The sequence below is a fragment of the Mesorhizobium sp. M1227 genome (genome assembly GCF_040318315.1).
GTDB lineage: Bacteria > Pseudomonadota > Alphaproteobacteria > Rhizobiales > Rhizobiaceae > Mesorhizobium.
On record NZ_JAMYLZ010000009.1, the window covers coordinates 26379 to 47188 of the forward strand.

Here is a 20810-nt window from a genome sequence, read left to right on the forward strand (position 1 = left end):
CGCCGAGAGACCATATTCCGAACAGGAGCAGGCCACATGAGACATTTCATCCGCTCGGCGGCCGTTGCGATTGCAATGGCTGCGGCGACGACCACCCTCACCCTGTCCGCCGCGCTCGCCGCGGACATCTCCGGCGCCGGCGCCACCTTCCCCTACCCGATCTATGCGAAGTGGGCCGACACCTACAAGAAAGACACCGGCGTTGGCCTTAACTACCAGTCGATCGGTTCCGGCGGCGGCATCAAGCAGATCAAGGCCAAGACCGTTACCTTCGGCGCTTCGGATGCGCCGCTCAAGGGCGACGAGCTTGAAGCGTCCGGACTGGCTCAGTTCCCGATGGTGATGGGCGGCATCGTTCCCGTCGTCAATCTCGAGGGCATCAAGCCGGGCGAGTTGGTTCTCGACGGCCCGACGCTGGCCGACATCTTCCTCGGCAAGATCACGAGCTGGGATGACGAAGCGATCAAGAAGCTCAATCCCGACGTCAAGCTGCCTTCGCAGGCGATCGCGGTCGTTCACCGTTCCGATGGTTCGGGCACGACGTTCAACTTCACCTATTACCTCGGCGACGTCAGCGCGGACTGGAAAGAAAAGGTCGGCGTCGACAAGGCCGTGGAATGGCCGGTCGGCATCGGCGCCAAGGGCAATGAGGGCGTTGCCAACAATGTCTCCCAGACCGGCGGCGCGATCGGTTATGTCGAATATGCCTACGCCAAGCAGAACAAGCTCACCCACACCGATATGATCAACAAGGACGGCAAGAAGGTCGAGCCCACCGCGGCGGCGTTCTCGGCGGCAGCGGCCAATGCCGACTGGAGCTCGCAGCCGGGCTATGGCGTCATCCTCGCCAACGAGCCGGGCGCCGAGTCCTGGCCGATGACGGCGGCAACGTGGATCCTGCTCTACAAGAAGCCGGATGATGCCGCGACCACCGGCGAAGCGCTCAAATTCTTCGCCTGGGCATACGACAAGGGCGACGAGATGGCCGGCGAGCTGGACTACGTTCCGATGCCCGACAAGGTGGTTGAGAGCGTCAAGGCCATGTGGGCCAAGGAAGTCGTCGGCGACGACGGCAAGCCGCTCTACTCGGCCATGTAATCTCCTCCAGGGAGGGCGTCGACGGCGCCCTCCCTGTTGCCTTTAATCGCGAGGACCCAATGACCATCGCTTCCGATGCCATGCCATCGTCTGCAGCAGCCCGGGCCAGGGAAGCTACGGTGCGGCGCTTCGCACTCACAGATGCCATATTTCGCGGACTCACCCGCGCTTCCGCAATCCTTGTGCTGGTCATCCTCGGCGGTGTCGCGATCTCGCTGTTTGCCGGCTCATGGCAGGCGCTGTCGTCGTTCGGTTTTTCTTTCCTGACGACTGAGAGCTGGAATCCCGTTACGGAAAAATTTGGCGCACTGGCGCCGATCTACGGCACGCTGGTGACGGCGGCCATTGCCATCCTGATCGCGGTTCCGATCGGCATCGGCATTGCAATCTTTCTCACCGAGCTCTGCCCGCGCCCGCTCAGGCGTCCTATCGGCATAGCAGTCGAGCTGTTGGCCGGCATTCCTTCGATCATCTACGGCATCTGGGGCCTGTTCGTGTTCGCGCCGTTCCTGCAGACGACGATACAGCCCTTCATCATCAACATCTTCCACGGCGTGCCGGGACTATCCAGCCTTTTCGCCGGCCCTCCTTACGGCATCGGCCTTCTGACCTCGGCGCTGATCCTCGCCATCATGGTGCTGCCCTTCATCACCTCGATCACCAAGGACGTCTTCGATACGGTGCCGGCGGTGCTGAAGGAATCGGCCTATGGCATCGGTTGCACGACCTGGGAAGTGACCCGGCGCGTGGTCATTCCCTACACCCGCATCGGTATCATGGGCGGCGTCATGCTTGGCCTCGGCCGGGCGCTCGGCGAGACTATGGCGGTGACCTTCGTCATCGGCAACGCCCACCGCATCAGTGCCTCCCTGTTCGCGCCGGGCACGACGATCTCGGCGACCATCGCCAATGAATTCACCGAGGCCGACGGCGACCTCTACACCTCCTCGCTGGTCGCGCTCGGCCTGATCCTGTTTGTCATCACCTTCCTGATCCTCGCCGCCGCCCGCTATATGCTGATGCGGATCGACGCCCGTACGGGAGCCTGACAGATGTCGACATCCTCATCGCTCCACAGCCGCCGCAAAGCCAGGAATTCGGTGATGATGGCGCTTTGCGTCGTCGCCGCCGGCATCGGGCTTGCCTGGCTGGCGCTCATTCTCGGCGCACTGGTCTATAAGGGCACAGCCGGGCTTTCGTTCGCGGTCTTCACCGAGATGACGCCACCACCGGGCGAGGCCGGCGGCCTGCTCAATGCCATCGCGGGCAGCCTGCTGATGACGATCATCGCCGTTGTCGTCGGCACGCCGGTCGGCGTGCTGGCGGGAACCTACATGGCCGAGTATGGACGCTTTTCGCGCATCACCACCGTCGTCCGCTTCATCAACGACATCCTGTTGTCGGCGCCGTCGATCATCATCGGCTTGTTTGTCTATGAGCTGATGGTGCGGCCAATGGGACATTTCTCGGCCATTGCCGGCGCCGTTGCGCTTGCCATCCTGGTCATTCCGGTGGTCGTGCGCACCACTGAAGACATGCTCAACCTGGTGCCGAACGCGTTGCGTGAAGCCGGTGCCGCGATCGGCGCGCCACGCTGGGTGGTGATCCGTTCGGTCGCCTACCGCGCCGCATTGTCCGGCATCGTCACCGGCATATTGCTGGCGATAGCACGCATTTCCGGCGAGACGGCGCCGCTGCTCTTCACCGCGCTCAACAACCAGTTCTGGAGCAGCAATATCAACGCGCCGATGGCCAGCCTGCCGGTGACCATCTTCCAGTTCGCTCTCAGCCCTTACGAGGAATGGCAGCAACTGGCGTGGACCGGCGCACTCATAATCACCCTGACGGTTCTGGGCTTGAGCATCCTCGCCCGCAGCCTTACCGGACGCAGAGAGGACAGATGACACAGATGTTGTCCCCAGACATGACGATGACCGAAACGGTCACCGAGAAGACGAAGATCGAGGTCAAGAATCTCAACTTCTACTACGGCCAGAGCAAGGCGCTGAAGGACATCAGCCTGTCGCTGCCCGAGCGCAGCGTCACGGCCTTCATCGGCCCTTCGGGCTGCGGGAAATCGACGCTGCTGCGTGTGTTCAACCGCATCTATGAGCTCTACCCAAAACAGACGGCCGAGGGCCAGGTGCTGCTCGACGGCAAGAACATTCTCGACCGGTCGCAGGATCTCAACCTCCTCAGGACCAAGATCGGCATGGTGTTCCAGAAGCCGACGCCGTTCCCGATGTCGATCTACGAGAACATCGCCTTCGGCGTCAGGCTCTACGAGAACCTCGGCAAGTCCGAGATGGACGGCCGCGTCGAACAGGCGTTGAAGCGCGCCGCGCTGTGGAGCGAGGTCAAGGACAAGCTCAACGCCAGCGGCTTGAGCCTGTCCGGCGGCCAGCAGCAGCGGCTCTGTATCGCCCGCACCGTGGCGGTGAAGCCGGAAGTCATTCTGCTCGACGAACCGGCTTCGGCGCTCGACCCGCTGTCGACGGCCAAGATCGAGGAACTGATCGACGAATTGCAAGCCGACTACACGATCGTCATCGTCACCCACAACATGCAGCAGGCGGCGCGCGTGTCGCGCCAGACGGCCTTCATGTATCTGGGTGAACTGGTCGAGTTCGACCGGACCGAGAAGATCTTCACGTCGCCCCGCGAGAAGCGCACGCAGGACTACATCACTGGCCGCTTCGGCTGAGCCGTTCCGATCATGCATATGAGGACAGGACCATGGGCGAACACACAGTCGCTTCTTTCGACGAGGATCTCGAGCAGATCAGCAAGCTGATCCGCGACATGGCCGACCTCGCCGGTTCGATGGTCGGCGGGGCGACCAAGGCCCTGTTGAATTCCGACAACGTGCTGGCGCAACGCGTCGTTTCCGACGACGCCATCATGGATGCGCGTCAACGCGAACTGGACGACCGCGCCATCACCCTGATCGCCAAACGCCAGCCGATGGCCCACGATCTTCGCCATGTGGTCGGAGCGATCCGCATGGCGGGCGACCTCGAACGCATCGGCGACCTTGCCAAGAATATCGCCAAGCGCGTGAGTGCCGTCGGCCTCAGCGCCACGCCGCGGGACCTGTCGCATTCCATCGACGCGATGGCGCAGCTGGTTCTCATCCAGGTGCAGGGTGTCATCGAGGAATATGCTGCAGGCGATGCGGCCGCGTTGGCCAAGCTTCGTGCCGCCGACGAGCGCATCGACGTTAAATACACGTCCGTGTTCCGCGAGCTGTTGACCTACATGATGGAAGATCCGCGCAACATCACCGCTTGCACGCACCTGCTGTTCTGCGCCAAGAATCTGGAGCGGATCGGCGACCATGTCACCAACATCGCCGAAAATGCGTATTATGTGCTGACCGGCGAGCAATTGCCGGTCAATCGTCCGAAGCAGGACGAAACGACAATGTCCGCACCGGTGACATGATGGGGGTGCCCAGCCGATGATCGCACCACGCATAATGGTGGTGGAGGACGAGGAGCCGTTGGGTGTGCTGCTCCGCTACAATCTCGAATCCGAAGGCTACCAGGTCGAGGTGGTGACACGCGGCGACGAAGCCGAGATCCGTTTGCAGGAGAATGTGCCCGACCTTTTGGTGCTCGACTGGATGATACCAGCGGTTTCCGGCATCGAGCTCTGTCGTCGGTTGCGGGTGCGCCCCGAAACCGAGCGGCTGCCGATCATCATGCTGACCGCGCGCGGCGAGGAGAGCGACCGGGTGCGCGGTCTTTCGACCGGCGCCGACGACTATCTGGTCAAGCCGTTTTCGACACCGGAATTCATGGCCAGGGTCAAGGCGCTGCTGCGGCGCGCCAAGCCGGAAGTGCTGTCCAGCGTGCTGAAGGTCGGCGACATCGTGCTCGATCGCGAATCGCACAGGGTCTATCGCAAGAAGAGCGAAATCAGGCTCGGGCCGACCGAATTCCGGCTGCTCGAGTTCATGATGCGGCATCCGGGCCGTGTCTTCTCGCGCAGCCAGTTACTCGATAATGTCTGGGGGGAGACAATCTACATCGACGAACGCACCGTCGACGTGCATGTCGGGCGGCTGCGCAAAGCCGTCAACAACGGCCGGATGCCGGATGTCATCCGCACCATCCGCGGCGCCGGCTATGCGATCAGGGAAGATTGACCCGCCTGGTCAGGCTACGTTCTTTCTGACGCTGGGCCTCATTTGCGCGCCCGGCGCGAAAATCTCCTGGTCGACGAAGCTTAACGCCCGCATCGCGCAGCCTTCGCGGATCAGAGGCAATTCGTTCGGCTCTGTATCGAAGGAGATCGAGCCTGAATGCTGGCCGCCGGCGGTCTGGGCGATTGCCTTCCGCAAGGCCGGCTCGATCAGATCGAAGGCGGCGGCACTGGCGCCGACCATCGCGACCGGTGCCGGATCGATCAGCGCGAACAGCGAGCCGAGACCGAAACCCAGCGCTTCGCCGGCCTTGCGGTAGGCCTCGCGTTCCGGCCCATCTTTCTCGCGCGCCCGGGCCGCCAGTGCGCGCATGTCGGCGTCGCTGACATCGGCGACCGGTTCGCTGTCTTCGCTCATCTGCCTGGCGTTGCGCCAGATGGCGTAGTTGCCGGCATACGCCTCGATGCAGCCGCGCCGCCCGCAACGGCAGAGCGCGCCGCCCGGACGATGGATCATGTGGCCAAATTCGCCGCCCGAGGAATGCGTCCCGGTGAACAGTTCGCCCTTCAGCACCAGCCCCATGCCGATGCCATGCGAAAGCAGGATGGCGATGAAGTCATCGCGATAGCGATCCGGATTGCGCCAGCGCAAAGCCACCGCCATCATGTTGCAGTCGTTCTCCACCGTTGCCGGGATGCCGAATTCGTCCTCCAGCATATCGGCAAAGGCGATGTCGGTCTGCGGCGTGATCGGCGACCACAGCATGGCGCGTGCAGGGGAGTCGGTAATGCCCTGAATCGCCAGGGCGATGCGGGCGACACTGCGGACGTCAAGATCTGGATCCTGCAGCCGGCGCCGGACGATGGCCATGCATTCACGGATCAGCTCGTCGCGCGGCATAGTCAGCGTGTCCAGCCGGCGCTGTTCCTCGGCGACCACCTGTCCCGTATAGTCGATAATGGCGGCCGAAAGGAAATTCAGCGACAACACCACGGTCAGCACCGCCGCCGCTTCCGGGTTGAGGGCGAGGCCGACTTGCGGACGACCGCGTTTCAACGAAACGGGCTCACTTGGCTTGCTCTCGGCGAGGATGCCTTCCCGTATCAGGTCGGAAGAAATCGCCGATATGGTCGAATGACTGAGGCCGGTGGTAGCTGCGATCTCAGTACGCGATGGCTGGCCGGCCCGGCGCACCGCCGAGATCACCATCGCCCGGTTGCGCCGGCGCAAATCGTCATGGCGGATTCCGACCGACATTGTTTTGCTTTCCTCCCGGTTGCCGCGGCCGCTCATGAACCGGAAGCCGTCGGTAATGTCCGACAAATAGTGTCGGATGAGGCAAATAGTGTCAGATGCAGGTGGCGCTGTCATCGTTTATTCCGACGCTCGAAAAAACTCGCAGAGTCATCAAAATCCATCAGAATCGATGTTGACAGCAGCCGGAGATCGGGCCAGTATTTTTTCGAGGCTCGAAAAAATTAGAGCTTCTAAGCTGGTCTTTGAGCCAATTGATCACGCCGTACGCGGCGCAGGGAGGATATGATGAAGAAATTCACGACCGCCATTCTGGCGGGTGTCGCCATGACGCTGGCGCTGGCGTCAGTGGCGCAGGCTAAAGACAAGGTCATCGGCGTTTCCTGGTCGAACTTCCAGGAAGAGCGCTGGAAGACCGACGAGGCCGCAATGAAGGCGGCCATCGAGGCCGCAGGCGACAAGTATATTTCCGCCGACGCACAGTCCAACCCCGGCAAGCAGCTCACCGACGTCGAGAGCCTGATCTCGCAGGGCGCCAACGCACTGATCATCCTGGCGCAGGACGCCTCGGCCATCGGGCCGGCCGTGCAAAAGGCGCTGGACGAAGGTATTCCGGTTGTCGGCTACGACCGGCTGATCGAGAACAAGGACGTCTTTTACCTGACCTTCGACAACAAGGAAGTCGGCCGCATGCAGGCCCGGGAAGTCTTCAAGGTGAAGCCGGAAGGCAACTACGTCTTCATCAAGGGTTCGGGTTCCGATCCGAATGCCGATTTCCTGTTTGCCGGTTCGATGGAGGTGCTGAAGGCGGCAATAGACAGCGGCAAGATCAAGAATGTTGGCGAGGCCTATACCGACGGCTGGCTGCCGGCCAACGCTCAGAAGAACATGGAACAGTTCCTGACCGCCAACGACAACAAGGTCGATGCCGTGGTCGCGGCCAATGACGGCACTGCCGGCGGCGTCGTCGCCGCGCTGACAGCGCAAGGGCTGGCCGGATCGGTTCCGGTTTCGGGCCAGGACGGCGACCACGCCGCGCTGAACCGCATCGCGCTCGGCACACAGACCGTGTCGGTGTGGAAGGATGCGCGCGAGCTCGGCAAGAATGCCGCCGAGATCGCCTCGCAGCTGGCCGACGGCAAGCAGATGACCGACATTGCCGGCGTGAAGGATTTCACCACGCCCGGCGGCAATACCGTCAAGTCGCTGTTCCTGACCCCGGTCGCCATCACCAAGGACAACCTCAACGTCGTCATCGACGCCGGCTGGATCAAGAAAGAAGAGGTCTGCGCCGGCGTGACGGCTGGCACTGTTGCAGTCTGCAACTGAGCCGACGTTTCCGAGAAGTCCGAACGCCGCGGCCGCTCGCCGCGGCGTTTTTCAACAAGAGTTGTTTTTCCGCTTCCGGCGGATAACTTCTAGGCTGCTTCCGGCATCCGCGGCAGACGGCAACCCGGCGGGAGAAACATCATGACCGACACGACGTCCAACACGCCGGTCGACAGCACGGCAGACCGGGCACGGGAATCCGAGCTCGGCATCGTTGCCCGATTTCTCAAGGCAACCGAACTCGACACGCGCATGCTCGGCATGGTCGGCGCGCTGCTGGTCATCTGGGTCGGCCTGCATGTCGTTTCCAGCGTACGGCTCGGCGTCAATCCGTTCGACTTCGACAGCCGGACCTTCCTGACGCCACGCAATCTCTGGAACCTGTCGGTGCAGACTTCCGCCGTGGCCATAATGGCCGCCGGAATGGTGCTGGTTATCGTCATGCGCAATATCGACCTGTCGGTCGGTTCCGCCGAAGGTCTGATCGGCGTGGTCATGGGCTTTGCGCAGGTGCATTTCCTGGTGCGAATGATCGGTCTGCAATTAGGCAATCCCTGGATCTGGATCCTGGCACTGGCCATCGGCCTGGCGCTTGGCCTTCTGATCGGAGCGTTCCAGGGATACATCATCGCTTATCTCGAGGTGCCGGCCTTCATCGTGACGCTGGGCGGCCTTCTGGTCTGGCGGGGTGCCGCATGGTGGGTCGCCAGCGGTCAGACGATTGCGCCGCTTGATGCCACTTTCCAGCTGATGGGCGGTGGGCCGGCGGGTTCGATCGGCGCGCGATGGAGCTGGATCGTCGGAATTGTCGCGTGCCTGGCGGTTGTGTTCATGCTGCTCAACGGGCGGGTGCAGCGCAAGCGGTTCCGCTTTCCGTTGCGCCCGATCTGGGCCGAGACGTTCCTCGGTGTCCTCACCTGCGCTGTCATCATGGGCGCCATATGGCTTGCCAATTCCTATCCTTGGCCGGTCGGCATCGTGAACAGATATGCGGCGGCCAACAATATAACGGTTCCCGAAGGCGGGCTGTTCATCGCCCATGGCATCGCCATACCCGTGCTGATGGCTGTAGCCGTAGGGCTGATCATGACCTTCATCGCCAAGCGTACCCGTTTCGGCCGCTATGTCTTCGCCATCGGCGGCAATCCGGAAGCAGCCAACCTTGCCGGTATCAACACGCGCTGGGTGACCATGAAGGTGTTCATGATCATGGGCGTGCTGGCGACGATCGCCGCGGCGATCTCGTCAGCCAGGCAGAACTCGTCGACCAATGCGCTGGGCACGCTGGACGAGCTCCTGGTCATCGCGGCGGCGGTGATCGGCGGCACGTCGCTCGCCGGCGGCTCCGGCACAGTGCTCGGCGCCATGCTCGGCGCGCTTTTGATGCAGTCGCTGCAGTCCGGCATGGTGCTGCTCGGCATCGATTCACCGCTGCAGAGCATCGTTGTCGGCGCCGTGCTGGTGCTCGCGGTGTGGCTCGATACCGTCTATCGCAAACGCGTTTAGGGAGGAGGAACGATCATGGCAGACAAAACCGCTCCCACGGGCACGCCGCTGATCGACATGCGCAACATCTCCATCGCTTTCGGCGGCATTCGCGCCGTCGACGATGCCTCTGTCGACCTTTTCCCGGGCGAGGTGATGGCTTTGCTCGGTCACAACGGTGCCGGCAAATCGACGTTGATAAAAATCCTGTCCGGCGCCTACAAGCGCGATGCGGGCCAGATTTTGGTCAACGGCGAGGAGGCTTCGATCTCCAATCCCCGCGACGCCAAGAAGTACGGCATCGAGACGATCTACCAGACGCTGGCGCTGGCCGACAATGTCGATGCGGCCGCCAACCTGTTTCTCGGCCGCGAGCTGATGACCGGCTGGGGAACGCTCGACGACGTCGCCATGGAGGCCGAGGCGCGCAAAGTGATGGGCAGGCTCAATCCGCGTTTCCAACGCTTCAAGGAGCCGGTGGTAAAGCTTTCGGGCGGCCAGCGGCAGTCGGTGGCGATCGCCCGCGCCATCCTGTTCAATGCTCGCATCCTGATCATGGACGAGCCGACGGCTGCACTCGGGCCGCAAGAGACGGCGCAGGTCGGCGAACTGGTCAGGCAGCTCAAGGCCGACGGCATCGGCATCTTCCTGATCAGCCATGATATTCACGACGTGTTCGAGCTTGCCGACCGTGTCTGCGTCATGAAGAACGGTCGGGTTGTCGGAACGGCGCGCACAACCGACGTCACCCAGGACGAGGTGCTCGGCATGATCATCCTCGGCAAGTGCCCACCCGGCGCCATTCCGGGGCCGGGCGCGCTGAAGATCGCCGCATGAACGAGAATTAGCCGGCTAATCACACGCCGCCAAAATGTGCCAGCCGTCACCATGCTTTGGCCTCGCCATTGTGTTGGCGTCAGGACTTGCCCATAAAGATGCCGAACCGTCCACGGGACGTATCAGCAATTGAAGAAGCTTTTTCCGACCGTCGCTTTTATCGCCGTCGCGCTGATCAGCCTGACGATGGCGGGTTTTGCCTATTTTGCCACCCAGGAGGCGGCCCGCATTAAATTCGAGGCGACGGCAGACGACGCGCTTAACCGGATCGAAAGCCGCATCGACCTGGACCTGTCGCTGCTGCGTTCGACCCGGGCGCTGTTCGACGCACGCAATGGCGGTATCTCGCAGGGCGAGTTCAAGGCTTTCTTCAACGCGCTCGACGTCGACAATAATTTCGCCGGCCTGCGCGGCATCGGTTTCCTCCGCCTGGCGAAAACTGGCAACGAGGCGGCGGTCGAGCGCGACATCCTGCACGATCACGGCGCAAGCCATCCGATCTATCCCGACACGAACTTACCGTGGCGTACGCCCATCGTGCTGTTCGAACCGCTGGATCCGTCCAACAAATCCAGCATCGGCTACGACATGTTCACCGGGCCGGCGCGGCGCGAGGCAATCGAAAAGGCGATGGCCGACGACCAGCAGCACGCCAGCGGGCTCGTGCAGCTCGGCAAGGATACGGGTGCCGCGCAGACCTTTACCGGGTTCCTCGTCTTCGTCCGGCTCAATGTCGAAACCGCGCCGGACGCCGTGAACGCGACGAGATCCTCGACTGCCGGCTTCCTTTATGCGGCCTTCCGCGCCCGTGATCTGTTCCAGGCTGCGCTCAGCCGGGCACCATTGCTGCCGGTCAACACCGAGATCTATGACGGCACGGTGGACAGCGACAACCTGCTGTTCCAATCGGAAACGCCGCCTGTTTCGAGCCTCGGCGACAGGCTGCTGGTCACCCGCAAGGTCACCGTCGCCGGCCGGCCGTGGGTCGTCCTGTTCAGGCCGACAAGTGCTTTCTCGCAACCTTCCTCGCGCGCCATCCCGGTGATGCTCGGATTGTTCGGACTGCTGCTTGCGGGCGCCATCGCGCTGGTGGCCCGCTATCAGGAGCGGGCCTATGAGGCGGTCTCGCTGCTTCACGAAACGACCGAAAAGAGCCTGCTGGAAAAAGACCTGATGCTGCAGGAGATGAAGCATCGCATCAAGAACTCGATCACGCGGGTGCTGGCAATCGCGCGCCAGACAGCATCGCACACCACCGACGTCCAGGAATTCTCGGCTTCTTTCTCGGCCCGGCTGCAGGCGATGGCGGCTTCCCAGGACATGCTGACGCGCTCACGCTGGCAGAAAGCCGATCTCGGCGACCTGCTGCGCATCGAGCTAGGCCAGGTGTTCGGCAGCGAGCTTCCTGAAGGGCTGCTGTCGGGACCGCAGGTTCTTCTCGATGAAAAGACGACGCAGGCACTCGGCCTCGTCTTTCACGAACTGGCGACGAATGCGCTGAAGCATGGCGAAGCCGGCAATTCAGTCGGTGCGCTGAAGGTCGACTGGTCGCTCGAAGCCCGTAGCGGCACCCGGACATTGGCTCTCAACTGGCGCGAGGCCGGTCAGAAGAAGCTCGAGAGACCGGCAAAGAGCGGTTTTGGCACCAGACTGATCGATCTCAACGTCACGCGCGAATTGCGTGGCACAATCAGGCGCGATTTTCGCGAAGATGGCTTGAACGTGGAAATCAAGGTTCCGCTGCCGGCCTGAAACGCCGTCTCGTGGGCCGCATCGCAACAGCGCTTTAAAGAGCAAACGCGGAGACAGGTGGCCTGCCTCCGCGTTTGCTGTCCGCCTGGAGCTCGAAACTAGTTGCAGCGAGCTGTGTAAATCCGGCCGTGACGATCTCTGTATTGGCAGTAGCCATTTTGCAGACGGCGAACGAGCAGACCGCCAATCGCACCAGCGCCGGCGCCGATCAAAGCGCCCTTGCCGCCGCCGACAGCGCCACCAATGAGCGCGCCGCCCACAGTGCCGATACCCACGTTCTCTTCCGTGGTGGTGCAGCCGCTGACCGCAACCACGGCAACCATGGCAATAATCATCTTCCGCATGGAGTCATCCTCACTTTTGTCCTCACTTTAATAAGCTCCAGCCGCCATTTAGCATGAAAGTACGGCCTTTGCCTGCACGATTTCATTGTTGATTAAGATAGTCTTTTTCGGGGCGTGCGCCGTTTGATGCTACCACGAACCCGGAAATCTCCAAGGACGCATCGAGCGTGCCGCTGGGACGCACGTTCCAGACGATCCTGTCATAGTCGTCCCCGAGTGCCGGTCGACGGCAAGGCATCTGGCGACGACATGTTGGGCCTGCCCTGCAGGTCGGTGACCGCGAACGGGCACGGCCGAGCACTCGGGCAGTGGTTTCAAAGCGATCAAGCAGAGGCGAGTTCGATTCAGATCAGTTGGGACGCGGCGGTCAGGACGATCGCGGCCATAAGCGCGACGGCGGCGAAGCGCAGGGGCGAAGCACGAGGCGCGGGCGCTGTGGACGCGTCGGGATCCTGAAAACCGCCCATCGAGACGCGAGCGGCCTGTTCCAGTCTGTTCAAGTCGGCAGCCGTCAAGGACCCCATTCCCTTCATTTTGTGCCAAACTCAATCCGGTGGATCGGTGCGTTCGGACAGGATCGGACTTTATGGTGAACAGTCGGTTAAAGATGGCGATGCGCAGCAAGCCTTCGCGCGACGACCGCCGCTCGTTAATCCGTCTCGAAATTGCCGTGAGGAACGACAAGGCGGTATTCGAGGCGATTCCCGGTGATTTCGAGTGTCGCCGTTCCATTCAATGAAGTGGGCACGACGCGTTCAAGCGCGACGCTGCCAAAACGTTTCTCGCTGCGCTGATTGTCGTTGGCTCCGATCACTTCGGCCCATGTCAGCGACAGCGCAGGCTCGCCAGCGGAAGCTGCCGTCAGATCGGCCGTCACCTCGACGAAACCGTCGCTGCGCGACAGTGCGCCATAGCTGACCGAATTGACGGCGAGCTCATGCATGGCCAAGCCGATGTGCAAGGCGGCATTGGGGTTGAGATATGGATTTGCGCCGCGGAAACGTAGGCTGTGCAAGGGATCCGCGCCGTACCTGCCGACCTGACCGGAAACCAGCTCGCGCAGCGCCGCTCCTCGCCAGTTGGATGACGTAACCAAATCCTGCGAGGAGGCCAGCGACTGCAGTCGGCCCCGGAAGCGCGTCAGGAAATCGTCAATGCTGCCGGAATAACGGCCCGTCTGGGTGGCGATGCTCTGGATGATGGCCAAAAGGTTCTTGGAGCGATGACTGACTTCGCGCAGCAGCGCCTTCAACGTCTGCTCCCGGCGTTTCTGCTCGGTTGTTTCGACCATGGTGGTCACGACGCCCTGCACCGCGCCGGTCTCGCTGCGGTCGGCGTCTATCCACACCTGAAACCAGCGGGCGCCGTCATCGGCCGGCACGCTGAGCTCAAGATGTTGAGGATTGCCGGAGACGATGACGTCGTGCTTGGCGGCGCCGATACGCTCTGCCTGCGCCGGCGGCAAGATGCCGTTGTTGTCGGAGGCATCGGAAGTCCAGGGCGCGCGCATGTTGCGCGCCCACACCGTCTTCATCTCGCGATCCTGGTACAGGACGGAAATCCCGGCATTGTGCAGTGCATGGAGAAGGGCCCGACCAAGCTGCATCCCGCTTTCGGCGGGATGCAAAGCGATGATCTCATCACTCTGGCCGCGGTCTTTCATTTTTCCGACTCTGGAACGCATCGGTCAATTTGCTCAACCCATGTCGGGCTGAACGGTTCGCGGAAAAATGGGTTCCAAAAGGAGGAGGTTCGTATCAAACCTTAAAAAGCGGTCCGCCGAGCGGCATCCCGTTGGAGGACACTGCCCGGCGGTGGCTGGAAACCGTTTGAGGGGTGCGGCTTCCAGTGTTCGCTTGAATGGCCGCTTGGCATTCACGCTCGTCTGATCAGGCCGGCAATAAGCGATATGATCAGGAAGGCGAGAAAGATGAAGAATAATATCTGCGCTATGCCGGCCGAGGTGCCAGCGATGCCGCCGAAACCAAGCGCACCGGCGATGATCGCCACGACGAGAAATACGAGCGCCCAGTAAAGCATGATCGATCTCCTTCCAATGCTGCGGTGAAAACGTGATTCGCCTCCGTTTGTTCCACCATTTTCCGAAAAAGACGATGCTGAAAATCTTCAGGGCCCGAATTGCCGCGGTGTGTGGAAAGGTCCAGTTGGTTGCCCCAGTTGGTTGCCAGTGAATTGAGCCGGCGTCACTCCCCTCTGATCCTGGGGAGCGGCTGTCTCGGCGGCCGCAGTTCGGCCGCCCGCTGTTTCATGCCGCGGCTTTCGCGTGCCGGTCAAAGAACAGGGCCTGGCTGATAAGAGCCTTGACCATGTCCGGATTGAACGGCTTGGTAACCAGGAATGCCGGTTCCGGCCGCTCGCCCGTGAGCAGGCGCTCGGGAAAGGCGGTGATGAAGATCACCGGTACCGAGGTCGACGACAGGATCTCATTCACGGCCGCTATGCCCGAACTTCCGTCGGCAAGCTGGATATCGGCAAGCACCATCTTTGGCCGCGCCTTGCCGAACATCGCCACCGCCTCGGCGTGGGTGCGCGCCGTTCCGACGACGCGGTGGCCGAGGCTTTCGACCATTTCCTCGATGTCCATGGCGATCAGCGGCTCATCCTCGATGATCAGCACGTCGGTTGCCACCTGACGGGAGATCTCGTTGCTCGCCTGCGCGAGGAGTTCGGAGAATTCCTGTTCGTCGACGTCGAGAATCTCCGCCGCCTCGTCTTCGCTGAAGCCTTCGACCGCCACCAGCAGAAAGGCTTGGCGGGGGCGAGGCGCAATTGCATTCAGATTGGCCGCGGCACGCTGTTCCCATGCCGACTGGGCATGCTCCTGCGGAACGCGAATGGCCACTGAGGTGAAGAGCTTGGCAAAGACCTTGTAGAGCGCGATGCGGTCGTTCGATGCGTTCGGAAAGATGTCGACATCGGCAATGATGGCCTCGAGCATTGCGGCGACCAGCGCGTCGCCGCTCTCCTGCGATCCGGATACTGCGCGCGAGAAGCGACGCAGGAACGGCAGGTGCGGAGCGATGGTTGCTGATAGGCTCATATTGGACGTCTCCCTCATATGACGTGATTGCATGTTACAGCTAAAAAACGGTTCGCAAGCCCAGAGTTGAAAACGCGGGTTCTGCGAAAAAGTTCCGATCATGCGGAACTAAATATATGGGCTGGCGTTTAGGGGCGGGTTGGGCAACCAGACGAGGCTGCCGCTTGCCTTGCGTTATGTGTTGAAGGGCGGCTTAAGGCTGGGACAAAAGGGCGAAATGAAGAACATGACGAAAGCTACCATGGGTGGCGTTGGCAACGGGCGCCGGGCTGCTTCCCGCGACCCGCTTGGGCCGAACTCGGAAATCGGCCGCAAACTCAAACAATACTACGACGAGCTGGTCTCCGACAATGTGCCGGATCGCTTCGCCCAACTGCTCAGCCAGTTGGAAAAAGCCGAACCTGTACAAAAGAAGGACTGAGGCATGGCGGCCGTCTCCCAAGGCTTCAAGACCGACTTGCTCGGCTCGATCCCGAGCCTGCGGGCTTTTGCCGTGTCGCTGACGCAAAACGCCGACAAGGCCGACGACCTGGTGCAGGAAACATTGGTCAAGGCATGGGACAAGCATGAAAGCTTCCAGCCCGGCACCAATCTGAAGGCATGGCTGTTCACGATCTTGCGCAACGAATTCTATTCGCAGATGCGCAAGCGCGGCCGCGAGGTGCAGGACAGCGATGGCGTCATGACGGCCAGGCTTGCCGTTCACCCGGCCCAGCACGGCCAACTTGACCTCGAGGACTTTCGCGGCGCGCTCGAATTGCTGCCAGAAGACCAGCGCGAAGCCATTATCCTCATCGGCGCGTCGGGCTTCTCCTACGAGGAAGCGGCCGAGATCTGCGGCTGCGCCGTCGGAACGATCAAGAGCCGCGTCAGCCGCGCCCGCACACGGCTGCAGGAAATTCTGAAGATCTCCGGTGAAGACGAGTATGGCCCGGACGCAATTTCGGCTCAGGTAACCGGGTCGACGGCTGCGTGAAGCGCGGCGTGTTCGAACCGCTCCGCGCCTCAGCGGAGATGCGTTCGCCTGCAGGCCGCCGCCACTGCCTCGACGAGATCGTCTCCCGAATAGGGCTTGGTGACCAGTCTGACGCTGGGAAAGGATTTCTTGATCTCGTCCGTATCCGAATAGCCCGAGGCAAAGACGAACGGGATGCCCGCTTCACGCAGCCGCGAAGCAAATTGGAGCGTCGAAACGCCGCTCAGCATGAGGTCGACGATGGCCACATCGAACTGCGCGGCAACGTCTTGCTGTTCGATCTCAGTCAGATCACGGGCGATGACCACATTGAGCGCGCCGTAGTCGCGGCAAAGCTGCTCGATATCCATGGCAATCAGGAACTCATCTTCCAGGATAAGAATCCGCAAACCGTCAAGTGATGCGCGCACGCAGCAATATCTCCTTAAATTCGTCTCGATCGTGAAACGGGGGAAGTCATGATCGTTATTTGGCATGCTGTCATTTAAAAAAGACGCGCTGGCGCGGATGCGTCGGCCTCGGCCCATGCAAGGCATTTGCAACGCGCGCTGCCGGAGATAGGGTTAGAAGAGGTTCGTGCCGGAACCTTGGGGTCTGTCGGGCGTTTCGACCGAGCAAAAGCATGGAGAGTGAAGCAATGGCGACTGCCGCAGGAAAGGCCGCGAACGAAGCCCGCACGAATTCCGATATTGAGGCCGACATCGCACAACTGAAGGCCGACATCGACCAACTTACCAAGCTGTTGGCCAAAACTGGCGAACATGGCTACGGGGCAGCGCGGCGAGCCGCCGCCGAAAGCGTCGAGCAGTTGCGAACCCAGGGCGAGGCAGCCTTCGACAGCCTGCGCAGCAACGCCAGGGACATCGAGGCGCAGATGATAGCGCATATGCGCGAGAAGCCGGTGACGTCGCTGGCGATCGCCGCCGGCGTCGGGTTCCTCTTCGCGCTTCTCGCGCGCCGCTAGTTCTGCACGCATGGGAATGCTTGCATCGCTGATCTCGGGCCTCGCCTCGGGCGAAACCATTGCGGCGGTGCAACGCGCGCGTGTGGCTGCAATTGTCTATTCGGTCGCAGCGGTCGTAGCGCTGTGCGGCCTCGGCTTCCTGGTCGGGGCGGCCTATATCTGGACGGCGGCCCGCTATGGGCCGATGGCAGCTTCCCTGAGCTTCGGGATCGGCTTTCTCGCAATCGCCGGTCTCATCCTGCTCGTCTACCGGATGTCGGCCGGCTCGCGCGCCAGGCGCCGGGCGAAGCGACGCAACGCTGACATGAAGGCTATCGGCATCACTGCGGCACTCGCCGTGCTGCCGGCGCTGCTCAAGGGCAAAGATGGCCCGGGAAAGGCCGGACTGAGCGCGATTCTCGGCCCGGCGATAGCACTCGCTGCCTACGCCATCTACCGCGAGAACGTGAAGCGCGGCTCCGATGATCCGGATACCGGCAAACGTGAATAGTTCGGAGGGGATAGTTCGGGGCAAACGATTCTGGCGCCGGTCGCAAAATCACAAATCTTCGAGCGGAATCGATATTTCCGCGACCACGCCGTCCGGCCGGAATTCATGGATCACCTCGCTGGAAATGACCTTGGCCAGGCTGCGGCGGATCAGGATCGAGCCGAAGCCATGGCGTTCGGGCGGCGCAACCCGCGGGCCGCCGCTTTCGCGCCAGGCCAGCAACAGACGGCGTGCGCCCTTCCTGCCTTGTACCCTCCAATCGAGATCGACCTTTCCGGAGGAAACCGAGAGCGACCCGTATTGCAGTGCATTGCTTGCCAGTTCATGCAGGATCAGCCCGAGCCCGACTGCCTGGTCGGGTGAGAGCAGGACATCGGCGCCGGAGATCGCCATGCGCGATTGTCCGGCGGCTTGGAACGGCTTTAGCTCGATCTCCACCAGCTCGCGGATGCCGATGCCGCGCCACTCGCGGTCCGACAGCAGGCTGTGCGCAACGCCCAGTGCCTGCAGCCTGGCGCTGAAGGCTTCGAGGAATTCGCTTGGCTGGCGGGCATGGCGAACGGTCTGCGTCGCCAGCGCCTGTACGGTTGCCAAAGTGTTCTTGACGCGGTGATTGAGCTCGCGCAGCAACAGTCGTTGACGTTCGTCGCCAAGCTTGCGTTCGGTAATGTCGTAGTTGACGCCGAAGATCAGCGTCGGCTTGCCATCGCCGTCGCGTTCTATGACGCGGCCGCGTGTTGCGATCCATCGCGGCGGATCGAGGCCTTTGACACGGTATTCGCCAAAATAATCGTCGCTGCCGGTCAGCGCGTCGCGAAAGCGTGTTTCGGTCTGGTGAACGTCGCGCGGGTCGATGGCGGTCAGGATGTCGCGCGCCCTCAGCCTGTTCGACTTCGGCAGGTTGAACAATTCGGACAGCAGGACATCGCAGTCGATCATATCGCTGCGGATATCCCATGCCCAGCTGGCAAGCGAAGCCGCGTCGAGCGCGATAGCGCGCCGCTTTTCCTCTCGAACCAGTGCTGCCTTGGCAATCGCCGCACTGCGGGTTGCATCCTTCAGCGTGAACAGGCTGGCGGCGAGGCCGGCCAGCGCCGACAGCTGGTGGAGCTGGACAGAGGAGGGACGTGCGTGCGGCTTCCGGTCGAGCACGCACAGCGTGCCGATCAGCGCGCCGTCGACTACGATGGGCACGCCTGCGTAAAAGCGGATATGATGCTCGCCGGTGACCAGCGGATTGGCTTTGAACCGCGGATCCGCCGCCGCGTCGGCCACCACCATCGGCACGTCGCCGGCTGCGATGGTATAGGCGCAGAACGATGTCTCGGTTGCGATTTCGGTCTCGTCGAGGCCGATACAGGACTTGAACCACTGCCGCTCGGCATCGACCAGCGTGATCAGTGCGACAGTCGTTTGCATAGCCGAAGCGGCAAGACCGCCGATACGATCGAAATCAGGGTCGGCAGCCCCGTCCAGCGTGTCGAGGCCGTGCAGCACGGCAAGACGGTCCGCGGCGCCCACCACACGGCGAATATCGGCCGGCAGGCCCGGCGTGTTCTGGCTATTGTCGTCCACTATGCCCCCGGAGGCCGGCTCCGCTGATTGGTCAGGCCAACCGGCCCGTCTGCCGCCTTGCAGTGCCGGAACTTTCGCGGCGGGGGACCGTTACCAGCCAACGCCCCGCGAGTTACGCCTGCCGGCGCCAAATATGGAGCCAGACGATGCCAAAAACCATTCCTGAAAACAAAGCCCGTCAAGGGCGGCGGGGTCGGCATGTCCTTCGTATCCTGATCGCCGCGCTGTTGCTGGCTTTTATCGCCTGGGGCGTCGCCGAAATCTACGGCTGGATGATCGAGACGCCGAAGACCGAACAGGGCAACACGCCCAGCGGCTAGGTTCTCTCCATCGCTCGCGCCAGTTTGCATCACGCAACCCCACATCACGCATCCCACGTCAGGCAACCTTTGCCTCGACAGCGCGCGCCGGGACGAGAACATTCAACGCGCGCGGATGGATTTCGACGGTCGTCTCGCGATCGAGTTTTACCAGTTCGCCGTCCATGACGGCCTGAACTTTCCTGTTAGTCGAATGGATTTTCAAAACGGCGCGGTTTGCCTGATGGATTTCGACATGCTCGTTGCCGCGCCATTTCCCACGGGCGACGTCAAAGAGGAACCTGATCAATTCGCCGCGCCGCCGCGCCACGGTGACATAGATGCCCAGCACGCCGCCTGCCGGATTATCGGCATAGGGCAGGTGGCCCTCGCCAAACAGATTGTTGGTGATGCCGATACCGGTGATCCGGGTTCTGATCTCGGCCTCGCCGATCATCAGCGTTACGTTCATCGCCGGTGGATTGTTGATCGTCGCCCAAGCGGCTCGCACCGAGGCGCGCATCTTCCCCAACCGCGAGCCGAATTCCATCTTCTGGCGCAGTTGCACCATCCTGGCGTGCATGCCGATCGAGAATTGATGCACGAAGGGCCGGCCGTTGGCTGTTGCAATGTCAATCGCCATCACCTCGCCGTCGGCAAACGATTTCAGTGCCGCATCGAGGGTCTGCGGGATACCGAGGCCGCGCGCAAAAAGGTTCATTGTGCCAGCCGGCAGAATTGCCAGCGCCTTCTCCCCATTCATCAAACGGGCTGCCGCGGCCGAAATGGTGCCGTCGCCGCCGCCAGCCAGCACGACGTCGATGCCGCGCCTGGAAGCTACGCCGTCCAGCGTGGCGACGATATCCTTGCCGGCGACGATTTCGATATCAATCGAGTGGCCGGCAGTCTCAAGTGTGCTGCGCATCCGACTGGCGAAGGCCTCAAGATCGATGGTGCGCAGGGTGCCCCCGTCCTTGTTCAGCACCGCTGCAAACCGCATGGCCGTTCCATTTTCCAGCACTTATCGGGCCGGGACGGAGCCCCAGCCGGGAGTGGAACGGGGCGGCCGAGAAAATGTTCCTTTCGACCGACGCGGCGAATCCGAGAACCATTGACATCGCACCGGGTGCACCACGGCTTTTTTCGGAACAACAGTGTGGTCACAACGTTGTGAACATGCAGAAGACGCTGCGCCCGCA

General features: G+C 62.0%; 24 protein-coding genes. 15 read left to right on the forward strand and 9 right to left on the reverse strand.

Features of this window, described 5'->3' with window-relative positions:
• The first annotated feature begins 36 nt into the window (after positions 1–36).
• Genes pstS through phoB form a run of 6 tightly spaced genes read left to right on the forward strand, consistent with a single transcriptional unit; the run spans position 37 to position 5248 of the window.
• Positions 37–1098, forward strand: coding sequence for a phosphate ABC transporter substrate-binding protein PstS (gene pstS, locus NKH28_RS13925; protein ID WP_352649248.1), 1062 nt, complete (start codon positions 37–39; stop codon positions 1096–1098).
• A gap of 59 nt (positions 1099–1157) precedes the next feature.
• Positions 1158–2147 (forward strand): phosphate ABC transporter permease subunit PstC, encoded by a 990-nt coding sequence (gene pstC / locus NKH28_RS13930; RefSeq protein WP_352979218.1) that lies wholly within the window; start codon positions 1158–1160, stop codon positions 2145–2147.
• A gap of 3 nt (positions 2148–2150) precedes the next feature.
• Complete coding sequence (pstA, locus tag NKH28_RS13935; protein WP_352979220.1) at positions 2151–3002, forward strand: phosphate ABC transporter permease PstA; 852 nt, start codon at positions 2151–2153, stop codon at positions 3000–3002.
• Positions 2999–3802 (forward strand): phosphate ABC transporter ATP-binding protein PstB, encoded by an 804-nt coding sequence (gene pstB, locus NKH28_RS13940; protein ID WP_254816571.1) that lies wholly within the window; start codon positions 2999–3001, stop codon positions 3800–3802. Before pstA ends, pstB begins: the two co-directional genes overlap by 4 nt.
• 32 nt (positions 3803–3834) lie before the next feature.
• Complete coding sequence (gene phoU / locus NKH28_RS13945; RefSeq protein ID WP_023678534.1) at positions 3835–4542, forward strand: phosphate signaling complex protein PhoU; 708 nt, start codon at positions 3835–3837, stop codon at positions 4540–4542.
• Positions 4543–4558: 16 nt separating this feature from the next.
• Positions 4559–5248, forward strand: coding sequence for a phosphate regulon transcriptional regulator PhoB (phoB, locus tag NKH28_RS13950; RefSeq protein WP_031212149.1), 690 nt, complete (start codon positions 4559–4561; stop codon positions 5246–5248).
• A gap of 9 nt (positions 5249–5257) precedes the next feature.
• Here the strand turns inward: phoB and NKH28_RS13955 are convergent, their stop codons facing one another.
• The gene (locus tag NKH28_RS13955) at positions 5258–6502 is read right to left on the reverse strand and encodes an ROK family protein (protein ID WP_352685931.1); all 1245 of its coding nucleotides are present in this window, start codon (positions 6500–6502) and stop codon (positions 5258–5260) included.
• Between the two features lie 285 nt (positions 6503–6787).
• Between NKH28_RS13955 and xylF the strand changes: the two genes are divergently transcribed.
• From xylF to NKH28_RS13975, 4 genes are all read left to right on the forward strand, one after another.
• A complete protein-coding gene (gene xylF, locus NKH28_RS13960; protein ID WP_352685929.1) occupies positions 6788–7828 on the forward strand; it encodes a D-xylose ABC transporter substrate-binding protein in 1041 nt (346 codons plus the stop codon).
• Between the two features lie 141 nt (positions 7829–7969).
• Positions 7970–9334, forward strand: coding sequence for a sugar ABC transporter permease (locus tag NKH28_RS13965; protein WP_352685927.1), 1365 nt, complete (start codon positions 7970–7972; stop codon positions 9332–9334).
• Positions 9335–9349: 15 nt separating this feature from the next.
• Positions 9350–10150 (forward strand): ATP-binding cassette domain-containing protein, encoded by an 801-nt coding sequence (locus NKH28_RS13970; protein WP_352613525.1) that lies wholly within the window; start codon positions 9350–9352, stop codon positions 10148–10150.
• Between the two features lie 129 nt (positions 10151–10279).
• The gene (locus NKH28_RS13975; RefSeq protein ID WP_352979222.1) at positions 10280–11902 is read left to right on the forward strand and encodes a CHASE domain-containing protein; all 1623 of its coding nucleotides are present in this window, start codon (positions 10280–10282) and stop codon (positions 11900–11902) included.
• 98 nt (positions 11903–12000) lie between these two features.
• On the opposite strand, the gene NKH28_RS13980 is transcribed toward NKH28_RS13975, so the two are convergent.
• The 5 genes from NKH28_RS13980 to NKH28_RS14005 all read right to left on the reverse strand — a co-directional run bounded on the left by NKH28_RS13980 (position 12001) and on the right by NKH28_RS14005 (position 15307).
• Entirely contained in the window at positions 12001–12246 is a 246-nt protein-coding gene (locus tag NKH28_RS13980) for a YMGG-like glycine zipper-containing protein (RefSeq protein WP_006328050.1), read from the reverse strand.
• A gap of 344 nt (positions 12247–12590) precedes the next feature.
• Entirely contained in the window at positions 12591–12770 is a 180-nt protein-coding gene (locus NKH28_RS13990; protein ID WP_352814969.1) for a hypothetical protein, read from the reverse strand.
• Between the two features lie 125 nt (positions 12771–12895).
• Complete coding sequence (locus tag NKH28_RS13995; RefSeq protein ID WP_352451150.1) at positions 12896–13930, reverse strand: sensor histidine kinase; 1035 nt, start codon at positions 13928–13930, stop codon at positions 12896–12898.
• A gap of 191 nt (positions 13931–14121) precedes the next feature.
• On the reverse strand, positions 14122–14286 hold the full coding sequence (locus NKH28_RS14000; RefSeq protein WP_023678541.1) for a DUF1328 domain-containing protein: 165 nt from the start codon (positions 14284–14286) through the stop codon (positions 14122–14124).
• A 226-nt stretch (positions 14287–14512) separates the two neighbouring features.
• Positions 14513–15307, reverse strand: a complete 795-nt coding sequence (locus NKH28_RS14005) for a response regulator (protein ID WP_352471123.1) — start codon at positions 15305–15307, stop codon at positions 14513–14515.
• A gap of 217 nt (positions 15308–15524) precedes the next feature.
• Here NKH28_RS14005 and NKH28_RS14010 point away from each other — a divergent pair, with 217 nt between their 5' ends.
• Both NKH28_RS14010 and NKH28_RS14015 read left to right on the forward strand, forming a co-directional pair.
• Positions 15525–15728 carry a NepR family anti-sigma factor gene (locus NKH28_RS14010; RefSeq protein WP_023678543.1) on the forward strand — a complete coding sequence of 68 codons (204 nt, stop codon included), beginning with the start codon at positions 15525–15527 and terminating at the stop codon, positions 15726–15728.
• A gap of 3 nt (positions 15729–15731) precedes the next feature.
• Entirely contained in the window at positions 15732–16283 is a 552-nt protein-coding gene (locus NKH28_RS14015; RefSeq protein WP_023678544.1) for a sigma-70 family RNA polymerase sigma factor, read from the forward strand.
• Between the two features lie 29 nt (positions 16284–16312).
• On the opposite strand, the gene NKH28_RS14020 is transcribed toward NKH28_RS14015, so the two are convergent.
• Positions 16313–16810 (reverse strand): response regulator, encoded by a 498-nt coding sequence (locus NKH28_RS14020; protein ID WP_352979225.1) that lies wholly within the window; start codon positions 16808–16810, stop codon positions 16313–16315.
• A 110-nt stretch (positions 16811–16920) separates the two neighbouring features.
• On the opposite strand from NKH28_RS14020, the gene NKH28_RS14025 reads away from it, so the two are divergent.
• Entirely contained in the window at positions 16921–17247 is a 327-nt protein-coding gene (locus tag NKH28_RS14025; RefSeq protein ID WP_023678546.1) for an ElaB/YgaM/YqjD family protein, read from the forward strand.
• A gap of 10 nt (positions 17248–17257) precedes the next feature.
• Positions 17258–17737, forward strand: a complete 480-nt coding sequence (locus NKH28_RS14030; protein WP_352918433.1) for a hypothetical protein — start codon at positions 17258–17260, stop codon at positions 17735–17737.
• 48 nt (positions 17738–17785) lie between these two features.
• Here NKH28_RS14030 and NKH28_RS14035 read toward each other — a convergent pair whose 3' ends face one another.
• Positions 17786–19312, reverse strand: coding sequence for a sensor histidine kinase (locus NKH28_RS14035; RefSeq protein WP_352979227.1), 1527 nt, complete (start codon positions 19310–19312; stop codon positions 17786–17788).
• A gap of 146 nt (positions 19313–19458) precedes the next feature.
• Here NKH28_RS14035 and NKH28_RS14040 point away from each other — a divergent pair, with 146 nt between their 5' ends.
• Positions 19459–19632 (forward strand): hypothetical protein, encoded by a 174-nt coding sequence (locus NKH28_RS14040; RefSeq protein WP_292659198.1) that lies wholly within the window; start codon positions 19459–19461, stop codon positions 19630–19632.
• Between the two features lie 58 nt (positions 19633–19690).
• Here the strand turns inward: NKH28_RS14040 and NKH28_RS14045 are convergent, their stop codons facing one another.
• Positions 19691–20611: a diacylglycerol/lipid kinase family protein gene (locus NKH28_RS14045; protein ID WP_352471119.1), complete on the reverse strand. Its 921-nt coding sequence runs from the start codon at positions 20609–20611 to the stop codon at positions 19691–19693.
• Positions 20612–20810 lie beyond the last annotated feature (199 nt).

Bases quoted from the DNA above. Each gene is read 5' to 3' on its own strand.
- pstS (WP_352649248.1), top strand. From the start codon at position 37: ATGAGACATTTCATCCGCTCGGCGGCCGTTGCGATTGCAATGGCTGCG.
- pstC (WP_352979218.1), top strand. From the start codon at position 1,158: ATGACCATCGCTTCCGATGCCATGCCATCGTCTGCAGCAGCCCGGGCC.
- pstA (WP_352979220.1), top strand. From the start codon at position 2,151: ATGTCGACATCCTCATCGCTCCACAGCCGCCGCAAAGCCAGGAATTCG.
- pstB (WP_254816571.1), top strand. From the start codon at position 2,999: ATGACACAGATGTTGTCCCCAGACATGACGATGACCGAAACGGTCACC.
- phoU (WP_023678534.1), top strand. From the start codon at position 3,835: ATGGGCGAACACACAGTCGCTTCTTTCGACGAGGATCTCGAGCAGATC.
- phoB (WP_031212149.1), top strand. From the start codon at position 4,559: ATGATCGCACCACGCATAATGGTGGTGGAGGACGAGGAGCCGTTGGGT.
- NKH28_RS13955 (WP_352685931.1), bottom strand. From the start codon at position 6,502: ATGTCGGTCGGAATCCGCCATGACGATTTGCGCCGGCGCAACCGGGCG.
- xylF (WP_352685929.1), top strand. From the start codon at position 6,788: ATGAAGAAATTCACGACCGCCATTCTGGCGGGTGTCGCCATGACGCTG.
- NKH28_RS13965 (WP_352685927.1), top strand. From the start codon at position 7,970: ATGACCGACACGACGTCCAACACGCCGGTCGACAGCACGGCAGACCGG.
- NKH28_RS13970 (WP_352613525.1), top strand. From the start codon at position 9,350: ATGGCAGACAAAACCGCTCCCACGGGCACGCCGCTGATCGACATGCGC.
- NKH28_RS13980 (WP_006328050.1), bottom strand. From the start codon at position 12,246: ATGCGGAAGATGATTATTGCCATGGTTGCCGTGGTTGCGGTCAGCGGC.
- NKH28_RS13990 (WP_352814969.1), bottom strand. From the start codon at position 12,770: ATGGGGTCCTTGACGGCTGCCGACTTGAACAGACTGGAACAGGCCGCT.
- NKH28_RS13995 (WP_352451150.1), bottom strand. From the start codon at position 13,930: ATGCGTTCCAGAGTCGGAAAAATGAAAGACCGCGGCCAGAGTGATGAG.
- NKH28_RS14000 (WP_023678541.1), bottom strand. From the start codon at position 14,286: ATGCTTTACTGGGCGCTCGTATTTCTCGTCGTGGCGATCATCGCCGGT.
- NKH28_RS14005 (WP_352471123.1), bottom strand. From the start codon at position 15,307: ATGAGCCTATCAGCAACCATCGCTCCGCACCTGCCGTTCCTGCGTCGC.
- NKH28_RS14010 (WP_023678543.1), top strand. From the start codon at position 15,525: ATGAAGAACATGACGAAAGCTACCATGGGTGGCGTTGGCAACGGGCGC.
- NKH28_RS14015 (WP_023678544.1), top strand. From the start codon at position 15,732: ATGGCGGCCGTCTCCCAAGGCTTCAAGACCGACTTGCTCGGCTCGATC.
- NKH28_RS14020 (WP_352979225.1), bottom strand. From the start codon at position 16,810: ATGGGCCGAGGCCGACGCATCCGCGCCAGCGCGTCTTTTTTAAATGAC.
- NKH28_RS14025 (WP_023678546.1), top strand. From the start codon at position 16,921: ATGGCGACTGCCGCAGGAAAGGCCGCGAACGAAGCCCGCACGAATTCC.
- NKH28_RS14030 (WP_352918433.1), top strand. From the start codon at position 17,258: ATGGGAATGCTTGCATCGCTGATCTCGGGCCTCGCCTCGGGCGAAACC.
- NKH28_RS14040 (WP_292659198.1), top strand. From the start codon at position 19,459: ATGCCAAAAACCATTCCTGAAAACAAAGCCCGTCAAGGGCGGCGGGGT.
- NKH28_RS14045 (WP_352471119.1), bottom strand. From the start codon at position 20,611: ATGCGGTTTGCAGCGGTGCTGAACAAGGACGGGGGCACCCTGCGCACC.